This window comes from Silvimonas iriomotensis (assembly GCF_014645535.1).
Lineage (GTDB): Bacteria > Pseudomonadota > Gammaproteobacteria > Burkholderiales > Chitinibacteraceae > Silvimonas > Silvimonas iriomotensis.
In genome coordinates this window covers 1,041,687-1,055,912 of the sequence record NZ_BMLX01000001.1, presented here as the reverse complement: position 1 = coordinate 1,055,912, position 14,226 = coordinate 1,041,687, and the positions used below count along the sequence as shown (strand labels likewise).

The 14,226-nt window shown below is 58.4% G+C and carries 13 protein-coding genes; 4 read left to right on the top strand and 9 right to left on the bottom strand.

Features of this window, described 5'->3' with window-relative positions:
- Nucleotide 1 precedes the first annotated feature (1 nt).
- The gene (gene rpoS, locus IEX57_RS04605; RefSeq protein WP_188702786.1) at nucleotides 2–970 is read left to right on the top strand and encodes an RNA polymerase sigma factor RpoS; all 969 of its coding nucleotides are present in this window, start codon (nucleotides 2–4) and stop codon (nucleotides 968–970) included.
- 107 nt (nucleotides 971–1,077) lie between these two features.
- On the opposite strand, the gene IEX57_RS04600 is transcribed toward rpoS, so the two are convergent.
- The 6 genes from IEX57_RS04600 to IEX57_RS04575 form a co-directional block, all read right to left on the bottom strand.
- On the bottom strand, nucleotides 1,078–3,906 hold the full coding sequence (locus IEX57_RS04600; protein ID WP_188702784.1) for a M16 family metallopeptidase: 2,829 nt from the start codon (nucleotides 3,904–3,906) through the stop codon (nucleotides 1,078–1,080).
- A 135-nt stretch (nucleotides 3,907–4,041) separates the two neighbouring features.
- Entirely contained in the window at nucleotides 4,042–4,863 is an 822-nt protein-coding gene (dapD, locus tag IEX57_RS04595) for a 2,3,4,5-tetrahydropyridine-2,6-dicarboxylate N-succinyltransferase (RefSeq protein WP_188702782.1), read from the bottom strand.
- A 93-nt stretch (nucleotides 4,864–4,956) separates the two neighbouring features.
- The gene (gene dapC, locus IEX57_RS04590) at nucleotides 4,957–6,147 is read right to left on the bottom strand and encodes a succinyldiaminopimelate transaminase (RefSeq protein WP_188702780.1); all 1,191 of its coding nucleotides are present in this window, start codon (nucleotides 6,145–6,147) and stop codon (nucleotides 4,957–4,959) included.
- Between the two features lie 137 nt (nucleotides 6,148–6,284).
- Nucleotides 6,285–6,827, bottom strand: a complete 543-nt coding sequence (msrA, locus tag IEX57_RS04585) for a peptide-methionine (S)-S-oxide reductase MsrA (RefSeq protein ID WP_188702777.1) — start codon at nucleotides 6,825–6,827, stop codon at nucleotides 6,285–6,287.
- A 67-nt stretch (nucleotides 6,828–6,894) separates the two neighbouring features.
- Nucleotides 6,895–7,722 (bottom strand): NADPH-dependent 7-cyano-7-deazaguanine reductase QueF, encoded by an 828-nt coding sequence (gene queF / locus IEX57_RS04580; protein ID WP_188702775.1) that lies wholly within the window; start codon nucleotides 7,720–7,722, stop codon nucleotides 6,895–6,897.
- Nucleotides 7,723–7,930: 208 nt separating this feature from the next.
- Nucleotides 7,931–8,518 (bottom strand): LexA family protein, encoded by a 588-nt coding sequence (locus IEX57_RS04575; RefSeq protein WP_188702772.1) that lies wholly within the window; start codon nucleotides 8,516–8,518, stop codon nucleotides 7,931–7,933.
- Nucleotides 8,519–8,679: 161 nt separating this feature from the next.
- Between IEX57_RS04575 and IEX57_RS04570 the strand changes: the two genes are divergently transcribed.
- The 3 genes from IEX57_RS04570 (at nucleotide 8,680) to IEX57_RS04560 (ending at nucleotide 11,121) form a co-directional block, all read left to right on the top strand.
- Nucleotides 8,680–9,633 carry a tRNA dihydrouridine synthase gene (locus IEX57_RS04570; RefSeq protein WP_229708715.1) on the top strand — a complete coding sequence of 318 codons (954 nt, stop codon included), beginning with the start codon at nucleotides 8,680–8,682 and terminating at the stop codon, nucleotides 9,631–9,633.
- Nucleotides 9,634–9,734: 101 nt separating this feature from the next.
- Complete coding sequence (locus IEX57_RS04565; protein WP_188702770.1) at nucleotides 9,735–10,568, top strand: undecaprenyl-diphosphate phosphatase; 834 nt, start codon at nucleotides 9,735–9,737, stop codon at nucleotides 10,566–10,568.
- A 10-nt stretch (nucleotides 10,569–10,578) separates the two neighbouring features.
- Nucleotides 10,579–11,121, top strand: a complete 543-nt coding sequence (locus IEX57_RS04560; protein WP_188702768.1) for a FixH family protein — start codon at nucleotides 10,579–10,581, stop codon at nucleotides 11,119–11,121.
- 78 nt (nucleotides 11,122–11,199) lie between these two features.
- Here the strand turns inward: IEX57_RS04560 and IEX57_RS04555 are convergent, their stop codons facing one another.
- The 3 genes from IEX57_RS04555 to ccoP all read right to left on the bottom strand — a co-directional run bounded on the left by IEX57_RS04555 (nucleotide 11,200) and on the right by ccoP (nucleotide 14,218).
- Nucleotides 11,200–11,703 carry a FixH family protein gene (locus IEX57_RS04555; RefSeq protein ID WP_188702766.1) on the bottom strand — a complete coding sequence of 168 codons (504 nt, stop codon included), beginning with the start codon at nucleotides 11,701–11,703 and terminating at the stop codon, nucleotides 11,200–11,202.
- Nucleotides 11,704–11,720: 17 nt separating this feature from the next.
- Nucleotides 11,721–13,169 (bottom strand): cytochrome c oxidase accessory protein CcoG, encoded by a 1,449-nt coding sequence (gene ccoG, locus IEX57_RS04550; RefSeq protein ID WP_188702764.1) that lies wholly within the window; start codon nucleotides 13,167–13,169, stop codon nucleotides 11,721–11,723.
- 128 nt (nucleotides 13,170–13,297) lie between these two features.
- Nucleotides 13,298–14,218, bottom strand: coding sequence for a cytochrome-c oxidase, cbb3-type subunit III (gene ccoP / locus IEX57_RS04545; protein WP_188702762.1), 921 nt, complete (start codon nucleotides 14,216–14,218; stop codon nucleotides 13,298–13,300).
- Between the last annotated feature and the right edge of the window lie 8 nt (nucleotides 14,219–14,226).

The window sequence follows — 14,226 nt, the reverse complement described above, 5'->3', positions numbered from 1 at the left end:
CATGAACGATCAAATCGATATCCTGGAAGACGAAGCGTTACTTGAGGAAGAAGACCTCGAGTCAATCGAGAATGAAGCAGAAGGGGAAGGTGAGGCGGAGGCTGCAGCTGCCGAGGAAGCAGACGCTCCTGTCTATGAAAGCACTGGCGATGTCACTCAGATCTATCTGAATGAGATCGGCCATAGCCCGTTGTTGACGCCGGATGAAGAGCGCGCCCTGGCTCGTCGCGTGGTACAGGGTGATTTCCAGGCCCGGCAAAAGATGATCGAGCACAATTTGCGGCTCGTGGTGAACATCGCCAAGCACTACATCAACCGTGGCATGACGCTGCTTGACCTCATTGAGGAAGGCAACATCGGTCTGATGCATGCGCTGGAGAAGTTTGACCCGGAACGCGGGTTCCGTTTTTCGACCTACGCCACCTGGTGGATTCGCCAGAGTATCGAGCGCGCGATCATGAATCAGTCGCGCACGATCCGCCTGCCGGTGCACGTCATCAAGGAACTCAACGTTTATCTGCGCGCACAGCGCCACCTGGAAGCCCGCATGGGCCATGAACCGACGGTGGAAGAGGTGGCAGCGCTGGTTGGCAAGCCGGTGGAAGATGTACGCCGGGTCATGGGTCTGAACGAGCGGGTGGCATCGCTGGATGCGCCGCTGGATATCGACCCGATGCTGACCATTGGCGAATCGATTCCGGACGAGCAGCACGAAGGCCCTGAAACACTGCTGCAGAACATGGAAATCGAGCGCTATGTCCGCGAGTGGCTCAAGCAGCTCAACGACAAGCAACGCATGGTTATCGAGCGTCGTTACGGTTTGAACGGGTACGAAATCTGCACCCTGGAAGACCTGGCGGCCAGCCTGAATCTGACCCGCGAACGCGTGCGCCAGATCCAGATTGAAGCGCTCGAGCAACTGCGCCGCATTCTGCGTCGCTACGGTGTCACGCGCGACGTGGTGCTCTGACAATAAAAAGTGGTCTGGCCCTGATTGGTCAATCGATTAATCCGGGCATGTAAAAACGGCTGAATGACAACAAGTCACTCAGCCGTTTTTGTTTGCAGATCAACCGGTTATTTGCTGGTGATCTTGTGGTCTGGCACCACGGTAAAGCTGAAATTGCGATCCTTGACCAGATAGTGCCGGGCCAGCGAATCCAGATCAGCCTTGGTGATGCTTTGATAGTCGCTGGCGCGGCTACGGGCCCATTCCAGCCGGGCCGGGATTTCCTGCGAGCCATTAAGCACCGTGCCCAGCCAGTAGCCGTTGGTGCGCTCGGAATCGCGAATGCCGGTCAGGATCGGGGCGCGGGCGCGCTCCAGTTCGTCATCGGTCACGCCATGCGCCTGCATGTCGGCCGCGATTTTCTTCACGGCGGCGGTGACTTTGTCAGCTTGCTCAGGTTCTACCGTGATCAGCACGCCAACCATGCCATAACCCGTGAAGGTCTCGCTCAGTTGGGCAAAGGCTTCCGGGCTGTACGAACTGCCCATTTGCGTGCGGATGGTATCCCACAAACGGTTCTTGAAAACCTCTGCCAGCAGGTTGAAACGGCGGGCCAGATGGATGTCGCGACCGTCCGTTGCCGGCCAGACGATATACACCAGACCGCGGTTGATTTCGGTCGGAACGGTGAAGCGCTGGCTCAGACCTTTATCCGGAAAATTGACAATGCGCTGATTGGCATAGTCAGGCTTGGTTTCCCGATCCGGCAGCGTACCCAGCGTCTGGGCGACGGCGGCAATGGTCTTGTCGATATCAATATCGCCCACGATGGAGACTTCCAGCGGGCCTTTGTCCAGTTGTGGCTGCAACCAGTTCTTGACCTCGTCAAGCGTGCGCGACATCAGCACTTTCTCGTCCGGAATGCCAAAACGCGGGTCATGATTGGCCAGTTCAGAGTCAATGCGCGTCTGCAGCAAGCCTTCCGGCGTGTGTGTCAGTTCAGCCTGGGTTTCGACAATCGCCTTGCGTGCCATGGTCAGCGCCTCAGGGCGATAGCCGGCATGCGTCAGATATGCCGTGAGCAACTGCATCTGCAGCAGCAGGTTGTCCCGATTGGTGCTGCCGCCAAAGGTAAAGGCGTCGTTGGAAACCCGGAAATCCATGCCGACCTGCTTGCCGGCAAGGGCGGCATCCAGATCATCAATGCTCAGTTTGTCCAGACCGCCCGCCTTGAAGGTGAGCAAGGTCAGCCATGCCAGGCCCGGTTTGGTTGCTGCTGGTTCAGTCAGGCGGCCGGCGCCGACACGCATCGTCACATTGATGGTGTTGGCCTGGAAAGGCGTCTGCTTGAGGTTCAGGCGTACGCCGTTGGCGAAGGTAACCTGGGTGACATCCAGATCGGCCAGCCGCTTTTGCGAGACCACTTTGCCGGCCGGGCCAAAATCGGTATACGGGAATTTCAGGTTGTTGTCGTTTGCGCCGCTGGTGGTGGCGACGCTCTGGCTTTGTGTCCAGGCGGCCTTGATCTCGGCTTGCGGATCAGCCAGTTTGGCGTTGCCGGAAACAAACACGCGACGACCGCCCGTCCACGCCTTGCGCAGCGCGGCTACGCAGTCTTCTGGCGTGACTTTATCCAGCAAGGGGCCAAGCAGCGCCTTGTCTTGCGCGGGCGAGGTGTACACATTGCCGTCGTTCAGCGCGTCGGTAATGGCGCCGGCCAGCCGGTCGGACCGGCGTGTTGCCGCGCTGGAGACAGATTGATCCAGGTCGGTACGCAGATTGGCGACGGCCACTTGCAGTTCCTGCGCGGTAAAACCGTGATCCAGCGCGCTGCGCAGTTGCTGGTCAACCAGCGCCAGTGCAGCTTGCCATTGTTCCGGCTTGGCAGAGGCGCCAATGGTGCCAATCCGCACTTGCTGGAACATGTCGTACACGCCAGCGTACGAGCCATTGAGTGGCGAATTTTCCTTGTGCGCCAGGATATCCAGGCGGCGCGAGAGCATGTCCAGCGCCAGTTGCAGCGTCTGGTCACTCAGGCGGATGCCGCTACTGTCCTGGCCCGGGAAGGGTTGCAGGGTCTGGATGCTGATGCTGGTGTTCGGCGCATCCGCTTCATAGTGATAACCGAACTCGGTGCCCGGAATGGCGGTCGGGATCTTGAGGTCCGGATACGGGCGGGCTGGTGCGCGTGGCGCCAGTTCACCAAATTCTTTCTGGATCAGCGCGACGGTCTGTTTGACGTTGAGATCGCCCACCGCCACGACCGTAATGCGATCGGGCTGATACCAGGTGTTGTACAGATCCACAAAGCGGTCGCGCCGGCTTTGCTGGATAACGTCATCAAGGCCGATCGGCATGCGCGCAGCGGGCAGGGAGCCTGGCAGCAAGAAGCCGACTTCTGCCTTGTAACTGCGAAATGCCACGGAATCACGTGCCCGTTTTTCGCTCAGGATTACGCCACGTTCGCTGTCAATCTGGTCTGGCTGCAACAGCAGGCCGCCAGAGAAATCGGCAAAAACCTGCAGGCCTTCTTGTAGTGTGTGCGGCTTGGTATCCGGCAATTCCAGCTGATACACCGTACGATCCATGCCCGTATTGGCGTTGGCGTCGCTGCCCATGCCCATGCCAAGGCGCTGGAAATAATTGACCAGCGTACCCGGCTTGTAGTGCGTGCTGCCCTTGAACGCCATGTGCTCAAGAAAGTGCGCCAGCCCTTGCTGATCGTCCGTTTCATTGAGCGAACCCGCTTTGACCAGCAAGCGCAGGCTGGCGCGGCCTTTGGGTTCGGCGTTGGGCATGATGGCGTAGCGCACACCGTTATCAAGCGTGCCCCAGGTGACGGCAGGGTCTGCCTTCAGGTCACTTTTATCTTGCGGGAAGCCAGTATCGGCGTGGGCCAGGCAAACAAGGCCGGAGGAAAGCAAAGCAGCGAGCAGGAGCTTGCGAATCAATGGCATGAGTGGATACCGAGTCTCTTGTTCAATGTGATCAGATCACGGGTGACCGGTGTGGCGCACCGACAGGTGTGCGCAAACGCGGCCGTACACCCGGGCGGGCAATGCGTGCCAACCCGGGCTACGGTTGCGTTTGAATTAAATGCCGCGCAGAAGTTCGTTAATGCCGACCTTGCCGCGGGTCTTGGCATCGACCTTCTTCACGATCACAGCGCAATACAGGCTGTAGCTGCCGTCTTTGGAAGGCAGGTTGCCGGAGACCACCACCGAGCCAGCCGGAATGCGGCCGTAGGTGACTTCGCCGGTTTCGCGGTCATAAATCTTGGTGGACTGGCCGATGTACACGCCCATCGAGATGACCGAGCCTTCTTCAACCACAACGCCTTCCACCACTTCGGAACGGGCACCGATGAAGCAGTTGTCTTCAATGATGGTCGGGCCGGCCTGCAGCGGCTCCAGTACGCCGCCGATGCCGACGCCGCCGGACAAGTGCACGTTCTTGCCGATCTGCGCGCAAGAACCCACGGTCGCCCAGGTGTCGACCATGGTGCCTTCATCGACATAAGCGCCGATGTTGACATAGGAGGGCATCAGCACCACGTTTTTGGCAATGTAGGAGCCACGACGCGCAATGGCGTTGGGCACCACACGGAAACCGCCGGCACGGAAATCGGCTTCGGTGTAGTCGGCAAACTTGCTCGGCACCTTGTCAAAATACTGGGTGCAGCCGCCGGCCATGGGTACGTTGTCGTTCAGGCGGAACGACAGCAGTACGGCTTTTTTCAGCCACTGGTTGGTTTGCCATTGGCCGTCCACTTTTTCGGCCACGCGCCACAGACCCTTGTCGAGGCCGATGATGGCTTCGTTGACGGCATCGCGTACTTCGGCCGCGGCATTGCCAGGGTTGATTTCGGCACGGTTCTCGAACGCGGTTTCGATCACGGACTGCAGATTGCTCATGGCTTTTTCCTGTCTATTTTCAATGGTGGTGAAACTGCGCGGCGTGCAGCGGGCCGCGCGTGATGTAGCGGACTCAGCAGATGCTGGCCGGTATTACAGATTCTTGCAAAAGTGCACGATGCGCTCAGCCGCGATCACGCAGTCTTCCAGCGGCGCCACCAGCGCAATGCGCACCCGGTTGGCACCCGGATTGATGCCGTGGGCCTCACGCGCCAGATAAGAACCCGGCAGGACGGTCACATGTTGTTCAGCATAGAGCCGTCGCGCAAATTCCGTATCGCTGATTGGCGTAGCGGCCCACAGATAGAACGACGCATCGGGCAGTGCCACATCCATCACTTCGGCCAGTTTTGGCGTAACGGCGGCAAATTTGGCGGCGTACAAGGCGCGGTTTTCAATGACATGCGCTTCGTCATTCCAGCCTGCTTCACTGGCCGCCTGTACCGACGGGCTCATGGCGCAGCCGTGGTAAGTGCGGTACAGCAAGAACTTGCCCAGAAGCTGCGCGTCTCCCGCTACAAAGCCCGAACGCAGGCCAGGGACGTTGGAGCGCTTTGACAGCGAACTGAACACAACCAGGCGACGATCATCACGCCCCAGTTTGTGCGCGGCTTCCAGCCCGCCCAGTGGGCGCTGGTCGCCAAAATAGATTTCCGAGTAACACTCGTCGCTGGCGATCACAAAGCCATAACGGTCAGACAGGGCAAACAGCCGACGCCAGTCTTCCAGCGAGGCGACTGCACCCGTCGGGTTGCCCGGTGAGCAGACAAACACAAGCTGGGTGCGCTGCCAGACTTCTTCCGGCACCTGGTCCCAGTCCGGCTGGAAATGGTTTTGCGCAAGGCAGTTGACGTAAAACGGCTCGGCGCCGGCCAGAAGCGCCGCACCTTCATAAATCTGATAGAACGGGTTGGGCGAGATCACCACGGGCTTGCTGCTGCCGCTGGTGTCGATCACGGCTTGCGCAAACGAAAACAGCGCCTCGCGGCTGCCGTTGACCGGAATGATCTGCGTGGCCGCGTTCGGGGCCGGGATATCGTACCGGCGGGCAATCCACTGGCTGATGGCCTGGCGCAGGCTGTCACTACCCAGGGTGGCCGGATAGGCGGACAACCCGTCCAGATGATTGATCAGTGCATCCTTGATCAGCGCCGGCGTGGCGTGCTTTGGCTCGCCAATCGACAGATTGACGGCTTTGAGCGCCGGATTGGGCGTAACCCCCTGGAACAGGGCTTTGAGCTTCTGAAAAGGGTATGGGTGCAGACCGTCAAGCCGGGGTGACATACTCGCGGGGCCTTGGGGAAAATCGCAATTATAACGGCGTTGTGATCCATGCGGCACCCGTCCCGTGCGCTGGCAACAAAAACGGCGGAGGGCTTGCGCCATCCGCCGTTCTGGCGATGCAAACGCACCACCGTCCGTTACAGGCTTTCTTTTGACTGCGACGGGAAATACTTCAGCAGCTTTTGCACCTTGGAGGCGACCACCAGCGAGCAATAAGGTTGTTCGCCGTGCTGGTTGAAGTAGTTGTTGTGATAGTCCTCAGCCGGCCAGAAATCCTGCGCGGGCGTGAGGCGGGTCACGATCGGATCACGGAACGTGCCGGCTGCGGTCAGTTCTGCAATTTTGGCGCGGGCCTTTTGTTCTTGCTCTGCCGACAAAAAGAACACTTCAGAGCGGTACTGCGTGCCCACATCGTCGCCCTGACGGTTCAGCGTGGTCGGATCATGAATGGTGAAGTACACATCCAGGATGTCTTCATACTTGATCACGCTGCTGTCAAAGTCGATGCGCAGCACCTCGGCGTGGCCGGTTTCACCGGTGCACACGGCCTTGTAGGTGGGGTGATCGACATGACCGCCCATATAACCCGATTGCACAGCAGTGACGCCGCGCAGACGCTGGAACACGGCTTCCATGCACCAGAAGCAGCCACCGGCCAGTACTGCAACTTCTGTGGTCATTCTGTTTCTCCTTGTGGGATAGGTCATTCACGCGTCTTGCGCGTGGTGTTGTTGCGGACGTTCCGGTTTATTGCCGGGCCGTCCTGATATTGGTCGGTTGCGGGCCGCTGAAATTACAGCGGTACGGGTTGATGTCCAGCCCGCCGCGTCGCGTGTAGCGGGCATATACAGCCAGTTTCATGGGTTTGCATTCACGCATGATGTCAACAAAGATGCGCTCGACACATTGTTCATGAAACTCGTTGTGATTGCGGAACGACACCAGATAGCGCAACAGGCTTTCACGGTTGATCGGCGCGCCCACATAGTGGATCTGCACGCTGGCCCAGTCCGGTTGCCCGGTCACCAGGCAGTTGGACTTCAACAGATTGGACGTGAGCGTTTCTTCCACCGGGCTATCGGATTCATCGCACTTGAGCAGGCCCGGCGTGGGCTCGTACTGGTCGATTTCAATATCCAGATTGTCAATGCAATAGCCTTTCAGATCGCCCATCTTTTGCGCGGCAAAAGCGGCCGGCGCAAACAGTTGAACCATCACGGGCGCGCCGGTGGCTGCGCTCAGATCAGCCTGCAGCAAAGACTGCAATGCTTCAAATCCGGCCAGTCTGGTCTGGTTAAAACTGTTCAGGTACAGCTTGAATGACTTGGACTCGACGATATTCGGGCTCTCGGCCGGGATCAGGAAGGTGGCAATGGCCACTTCCGGCTTGCCCCGACTGTTAAGCCAGCTCAGCTCATAGGCATTCCAGATATCCACGCCCATAAAGGGCAGGGTGGCGCCCACGCCGATCTCATCACGCTTGCCTTGGCGCGGAATGGGAAACAGCAACGTGGGGTCGTATTCGGTTTTGTAACTGACCGCTTTGCCAAGCGGCGAAAATTCAGCTTCGCTCATGCACTTGTCCGATAAGTTCAGGCCACCGGGAAGGGCGACGCAGGGTAGACGGGATAGATGCGCCCGCCACGCGCACATTCAAGCCCGGCGGTATATCACGCTATTGTGCGGCATGCCCCGGCTTTGGGGCCAGCGTTGTTCAGTATGGGCAAAACAAAACCCCGGCTGAACCGGGGTTTTGTTTGATGGCGTTCGGGGCAGGGCGCGTTTAGCGGTACTTGCGCACAAGGCCAACCAGCACGCCGTAAATCTCCAGACCCTCTCGCGGGCGAATGGGCTGGAATTCCGGGTTGCGCGGCAACAGCAGAAAACCTTGCTTGTCGCGGCCCAGTTCCTTGAGCGTGTATTCGCCATCAATAATGGCGACCACGATATCGCCCACGCGCGCTGCCGGGCGTTTTTCGACAATGGCAATGTCGCCATCGTGAATGCCGGCCTCGATCATGGACTCGCCCCGCACGCGGATGGTGATCGTGGCAGAGGGGCGGTTGATCAGGTAGTCATCAATGGAGAGCGCTTCGCTCATCGCATCGTTGGCGGCCGCAGGCAAACCTGCCGGCACCGGGAAATCAGCCAGTTCACGCTCAAAGAAGCGTTTGGTGGGGGCCAGGCGCTTGTCTGGCGTCATTTCAATAAAGCCGGCCAGCATCAGGCGCTTGACCAGGGCCGAGACGGCAGATTTGGATGCCATGCCCAGCATCTCGCCAATAACGGCGTAAGAAGGCAGGCTGCGGTAATCGGCGTAATAGTCTTGCAGCTTGCCGAGGTACTCGTTATCGCGATTCGGGTTGCCCATGATGCGCTCACAGAACATTCGTTCTCTGAAGGTTATGTGAACGAACGTTCTGTGTCAAATAAGATCTGCCCGAGTGAGGGCTCCGCGCATCAATCCGCGCGCGGCAAACGGCGGGCCGCACGGTACAATGGCGGCTTACCGATTTTCAGGCTGGATCTGTTTTGCGTATCTATCTGGCCCCGATGGAGGGGCTGCTTGATCATGTGCTGCGTGATGTACTGACCCGCTCCAGCGGGATTGATGTCTGCGTGAGCGAGTTCATCCGCATCTCTGGCAGTTTGCTGCCCAAGCGCACCTTTTATCGCTCTGTGCCGGAACTGCTCACGGGTGGCAAGACACCTGGCGGGGTGCCGGTGCGCGTGCAGTTGCTCGGGTCCGATCCGGTCTGCATGGCAGAGAACGCAGAAAGACTGGCCTCGCTCAATCCGCCTGGGATTGATCTGAACTTTGGCTGCCCGGCCAAAACCGTCAACCGTCACGGCGGCGGCGCGTTACTGCTCAAGACACCTGACCTGATTCACGACGTGGTGCGTGCAGTACGGCAAGCCGTACCGGCGCATATTCCGGTGACCACCAAAATGCGCCTGGGTTACGAAGACCAGAGCCTGACCCTGGAGTGTGCGCACGCCATGGAAAACGGCGGTTCGGCCGAACTGGTGGTGCATGCCAGAACCAAAACCGACGGTTATCGCCCGCCCGCGTACTGGGAAAAACTCCCGGCGATTCGCGAAGCATTGCGCATTCCGGTGATCGCCAATGGCGAAGTGTGGACCGCGGCGGATTTTCACCGTTGCCGTGAGGTATCTGGCTGCGAAGACGTGATGATCGGCCGGGGCATGGTGGCCAATCCGGGCCTGGCGCTGGAAGTGCTGGGCAAGGCCGGCCTGGCGTGGCATGAACTCGCGCCGCTTGTCCATGTGTTCTGGCATAACGTTGAAACACGAATCCTGCCAAAATACCAGGGCGGCCGGGTAAAGCAATGGCTGGGCTATATGCGCCGTCAGTATCCGCAGGCCGACGCGGTTTTTGTTGAAGGCCGCGCACTGCCAGAAGCGCGTGATTTGGTCGCGCTGATGCTTGAATCCATGCGGCAGGCAGAAGTCGCTCACGCGTGAGCGCAATGGCAAATGAATGCAAAGGCCGGGTAAACCGGCCTTTATTTTGACTACCGGGTTGTTTCAACTCATTCAGTATTCAGTAAACAGGAGACGCCTTGATGGGGCTGCAGCTCGAAAGTATTTTGTTCGCAATCATGCAAGGGGTCAGCGAGCTATTTCCGGTCAGTAGTCTTGGGCATGGCGTGGTGGTGCCTGATTTGCTGCACTGGCAAATGGATACGCGCAGCGAACAGTTCTTGCCGTTCATGGTGGTGCTGCATCTGGGTACTGCCCTGGCGTTGCTGGCGTACTTTCGCAAAGACTGGATCGAACTCTTTCGCGACTTCTTCAAGGGTGGCTGCAACCCTAATAACGCGCTGGCACGTCCGCTGTGGCTGACCATTGTCGGCACCATTCCCGCCGGCCTGTTGGGCCTGTTGCTGGAAAAAAAGATCAAGTTACTGTTTGGCAGTACCACCATCGTGCTGGCTGTGCTGGTGCTCAACGGCATCATGCTGATTGCGGGCGAGCGGGCGGTGAAGCGCAGCCGTGGCGGTGGCAAGCTGGAAGACCTGTCTTTTGCGGGCGCGCTGAAGGTGGGCCTGGCGCAAAGCCTTGCGCTGGTGCCGGGGATTTCACGCTCGGGCAGCACCTTGCTGGGCGGTCTGTCGCAAGGGCTCTCTTACGAAGCCGCTGCACGCTTTTCTTTCTTGCTGGCCACGCCGATTATCCTGGCCGCCAGCGTACTGGAAGTGCCCAAGGCCATGCACCAGGCCGGGCCGTTGCCGTTTGGGCAAATGGCGCTGTGCGGGCTGATTGCGGGCGTCTGTGCGTATCTGAGTACGTGGGCCTTGATGCGCTACTTCAAGACGCATGAAGTCAAGGCGCTGAGCCCGTTTGGCTGGTACTGTATTGCCTTGGGTGTTTTGGGTCTGGCGGTCAAATTCGCATAAGGAGTGCGCAATGGCACGGCTCCCGCAGGAAACGCAGCAACGCAAACCCTGGTATCGCGAACCTGGTCCGTGGCTGGTGGCGCTGGGGCCGGCTTGCGTGGTGGTCGGCAGCTTGTTTTGCGTGTACCTGGCGTTCTCGCGCCAGGATGACCTTGTTACGCAGAACTACTATCAGGCTGGCCTGACTGTAAACCAGCGCATGCATGAGGATGAAAAAGCCAGAGCGTTGGGGCTGGATGGCCAGTTGACCATTGATGTCACCAGGGGGCAGGTTGCGCTCACCCTGGACAACCCGGAAAAACAACCGCTCCCGCCCGTCCTGCAGCTTGATCTGGCCCACCCGACACAGGAAAAGCTGGATCAGCATGTTGTACTCAGCAAAACCGAGGGCAATAGCTACATTGCCAACATTGAACCGACCAAAGCGTCGCGCTGGCATGTCACGGTTCAGAATGAAGAACTCTGGCGTATGGAAGGGGAATGGGATGCCCACAGCGGCAATGTTGTCCGCATCCAGCCAACCAGCCGCGCCGCCGCTCCCGCCGATAACTGATGGCCGGGTGATATCGCAGACAAAACAAAACCCCGCACTGACGGGGTTTTGTTTTGTCCGGTGCAGCCCGGAAGTGGGTCAGGTAGCGGGCGACAGAACCAGCTTGCCGCTTTGCCCCGGCTTCATTTGCCCACGTAGCCGCCAGGTGTTTTTGTTGTCAGACAATTCCACATCCCATCTGACCGCACCGGGCGGATGCGCCAGTTGGCCTTGCCACAGGTGATTGCCCTGATCGCTCAAGCTGGCGGCCTGATCATTCCGCGCCACGGTGGGGTGCAATAGCTTCAGCTGCAGTGGCCCGGCAACCGGCTGGTTGAGTTCAATCCGCGCCAACCCTTGAGCGTCAATGGTGGCAGTGGCACGCAAGCCCAGCCTGGCCGCCGCTTGATCCCGTGCCAGTACTTGGGTCACTTCATCACCCGTTCTGGTGTAATCGTCTGCCACCACGCCATCGCTATGCTTGCCGGCCAGCCAGATCAGATTGATGCAGCCAACAATGGCAATCACAGGCAACAACAGGATGAACCAGGCCCAGGGCTGTTTGTACCAGGGGCGTTTCTCTGGTGATGACGGGGTTTGCATAGGCTCAGGTTAAAAGGTCAGGGGTTCTGCCCGATAAAACTCGATTTTTCGCGAGTTTCGATTTTCGGGTCGTCTTTGGCGGTAATGATGAAATAGATGGTGTGACTACCTGCTTTGGCGTTGTGGGCATCGACATGCAAGCGCACGCCCACGTCTTCCTGCCCGGTAGCGCTGACCGACACCGCGTTGCCGCCATCCACCAGCACCTTGATGCCCTCCAGACCTTCGGCGCGGATGGTGTAGACATGGTTTTTCTCGTCCGCGTTTTCGATCTGCAAACGGTAGCTGTTTTCCAGCAGGCCATCTTCCGCCTCCCGCACCAGTGCTACCCGATCACGCGCGATATTGACCTTGACGGGCTGGTGACGAATCAGCGAGACAAGGGTGATCACCAGTACCACCAGCAGGATAAAACCATACATCAATACGCGCGGCCGCTTGAGGCGCGAGAGGAATTTAGACTCCGGATAAACATGGTTGAGGGCGTTTTCCGTGGTGTAACGGATGAGCCCGCGCGGGTAGCTCATCTTGTCCATGACCTCATCACAGGCATCAATGCATGCCGCGCAGCCGATGCATTCATACTGCAGGCCGTCGCGGATATCGATGCCGACCGGACATACCTGGACGCACATCTTGCAATCTATGCAGTCACCCAGGCCTTCTGCCTTGTAGTCCGCGCCTTTCTTGCGGCTGCCGCGCTGTTCACCGCGTTCAGGGTCGTAAGAGACCACCAGCGTGTCGGCATCAAACATGGCACTCTGGAAGCGGGCGTACGGGCACATGTACTTGCAGACTTGTTCACGCAACCAGCCAGCATTGCCGTAGGTGGCAAAGCCATAAAACAGCACCCAGAACCCTTCCAGCGGGCTAATGGTGAAGGTAATGGTCTCGTGCCACAGATCACGAATCGGCGTGAAATAGCCCACAAAGGTGAAGCCGGTCCACAGCGCAAAGACAATCCAGAGGGCGTGTTTGGTGATCTTGAGCCGGAGTTTGCGGGCAGTGCGCGGGCCGCTATCGAGCTTGATCCGCGCCATACGGTCGCCTTCGACCCATTTTTCTATCCACAAGAAGATCTCGGTGTAGACCGTTTGCGGACAGGAGTAACCGCACCAGAGCCGCCCGCCAATCGTGGTCCACGCAAACAGGCCGAAAGCGCACAAAACCAGCAGGGCGGTCAGGTAAATAAAGTCTTGCGGCAGAAAAACCAGGTTGAAGATAAAAAACTTGCGGTTGGCCAGATCAAACAGCAGCGCCTGACGCTCGTTCAGATTGATCCATGGCATGCCATAGAAGAAAAGCTGCGTGGCAAAGACAAAGAAGATGCGCCATTTGTTGTAAATGCCGTTGACCCAGCGCGGGTAGATTTTCTTGTGTTTGGCGTACAGGCTGATTTCTTCGTATTCACCCTGATCATTGACCTCTACCACTGTGACCGGAATGTCCTGCAGCTTCTTGCTCATGATCGCAATTCCTGTTGCGGCCCCAAAACAGGCGGCACGTATCGCCAGCGTCTTGAAACGGACACGGGCGGAATACCCGCCCGTGTCGTTGTTGCCATTAGCAGATGAAAGCGCGCGTCCCGCCGGGCTTACTGGGCGTTCTGTGCGTTATGGGACAAGCCATACACATAGCCGGCCAGTACATGCACCTTGGCGTCACCCAGAAAATCTTTCCAGGCCGGCATCTGGTTATTGCGGCCGTTGGTGATGGTCTCGATGATGGTGGTCTCTGACTTGCCATAGAGCCACACGCCGCTCGGGTGCGTCAGATTGGGCGCGCCGACATCGATATTGCCGTGGCCATCTGGCCCATGACAGGCAGCGCAGACTTGCTTGAATGTGGATTCGCCCCGCCCGGCGCGTTCATCGTCAAACTTGTTGCCGGAAATCTTCAGCACGTAGTTGGCGACATCGCGCACCTTTTCTTCGCCAAACGCTGCGCCAAAGGCGGGCATCTGGCCGTGACGGCCGTTGCTGATGGTTTGCACAATGCGGTCAGGCGTGCCGCCATACATCCAGTCATGGTGAACCAGGTTAGGAAAGCCCTTGGCGCCACGGGCATCTGCACCGTGGCATTGCAGGCAGTAGGTCAGGAACAGGCGCTTGCCGATTTCCTGTGCCTGCGGGTTCTGCGCAACCTGTTCAATCGGCATTTTCAGGAACTGGTCATACAGCGGCCCATATTTGGCATCTGCCTGGGCGGTTTCCTGCTTGTATTGCCCGGCCGAACTCCAGTTCCGCAGATTGCCAATGGCAATGCCAGGGTAGAGCGCCAAATAACCCACCGCAAACACCAGGGTCAGTACAAACAGACCCACCCACCAGCCTGGCAACGGGTTGTTGTACTCCTGCAGGTCGCCATCCCAGACATGACCCAGGGTTTCAACTTTCTCGCCCTTTTTGACTTTGACTGCGCTCTGGCTTTTAAGCAGGAACGCAAGGCCAATCAGGGAAACAATGACGATTACAGTGATGTAAACGCCCCAGAAACTGCTATAGAAATCATTCATTTATGACT

What these genes read in the sequence shown, in the direction of transcription:
- dapD (WP_188702782.1), bottom strand. Translation starts at nt 4,863, where the DNA reads ATGAGCAATCTGCAGTCCGTGATCGAAACCGCGTTCGAGAACCGTGCC.
- msrA (WP_188702777.1), bottom strand. Translation starts at nt 6,827, where the DNA reads ATGACCACAGAAGTTGCAGTACTGGCCGGTGGCTGCTTCTGGTGCATG.
- IEX57_RS04600 (WP_188702784.1), bottom strand. Translation starts at nt 3,906, where the DNA reads ATGCCATTGATTCGCAAGCTCCTGCTCGCTGCTTTGCTTTCCTCCGGC.
- queF (WP_188702775.1), bottom strand. Translation starts at nt 7,722, where the DNA reads ATGAGCGAAGCTGAATTTTCGCCGCTTGGCAAAGCGGTCAGTTACAAA.
- IEX57_RS04560 (WP_188702768.1), top strand. Translation starts at nt 10,579, where the DNA reads ATGGCACGGCTCCCGCAGGAAACGCAGCAACGCAAACCCTGGTATCGC.
- IEX57_RS04565 (WP_188702770.1), top strand. Translation starts at nt 9,735, where the DNA reads ATGGGGCTGCAGCTCGAAAGTATTTTGTTCGCAATCATGCAAGGGGTC.
- ccoG (WP_188702764.1), bottom strand. Translation starts at nt 13,169, where the DNA reads ATGAGCAAGAAGCTGCAGGACATTCCGGTCACAGTGGTAGAGGTCAAT.
- dapC (WP_188702780.1), bottom strand. Translation starts at nt 6,147, where the DNA reads ATGTCACCCCGGCTTGACGGTCTGCACCCATACCCTTTTCAGAAGCTC.
- ccoP (WP_188702762.1), bottom strand. Translation starts at nt 14,218, where the DNA reads ATGAATGATTTCTATAGCAGTTTCTGGGGCGTTTACATCACTGTAATC.
- IEX57_RS04575 (WP_188702772.1), bottom strand. Translation starts at nt 8,518, where the DNA reads ATGGGCAACCCGAATCGCGATAACGAGTACCTCGGCAAGCTGCAAGAC.
- IEX57_RS04555 (WP_188702766.1), bottom strand. Translation starts at nt 11,703, where the DNA reads ATGCAAACCCCGTCATCACCAGAGAAACGCCCCTGGTACAAACAGCCC.
- rpoS (WP_188702786.1), top strand. Translation starts at nt 2, where the DNA reads ATGAACGATCAAATCGATATCCTGGAAGACGAAGCGTTACTTGAGGAA.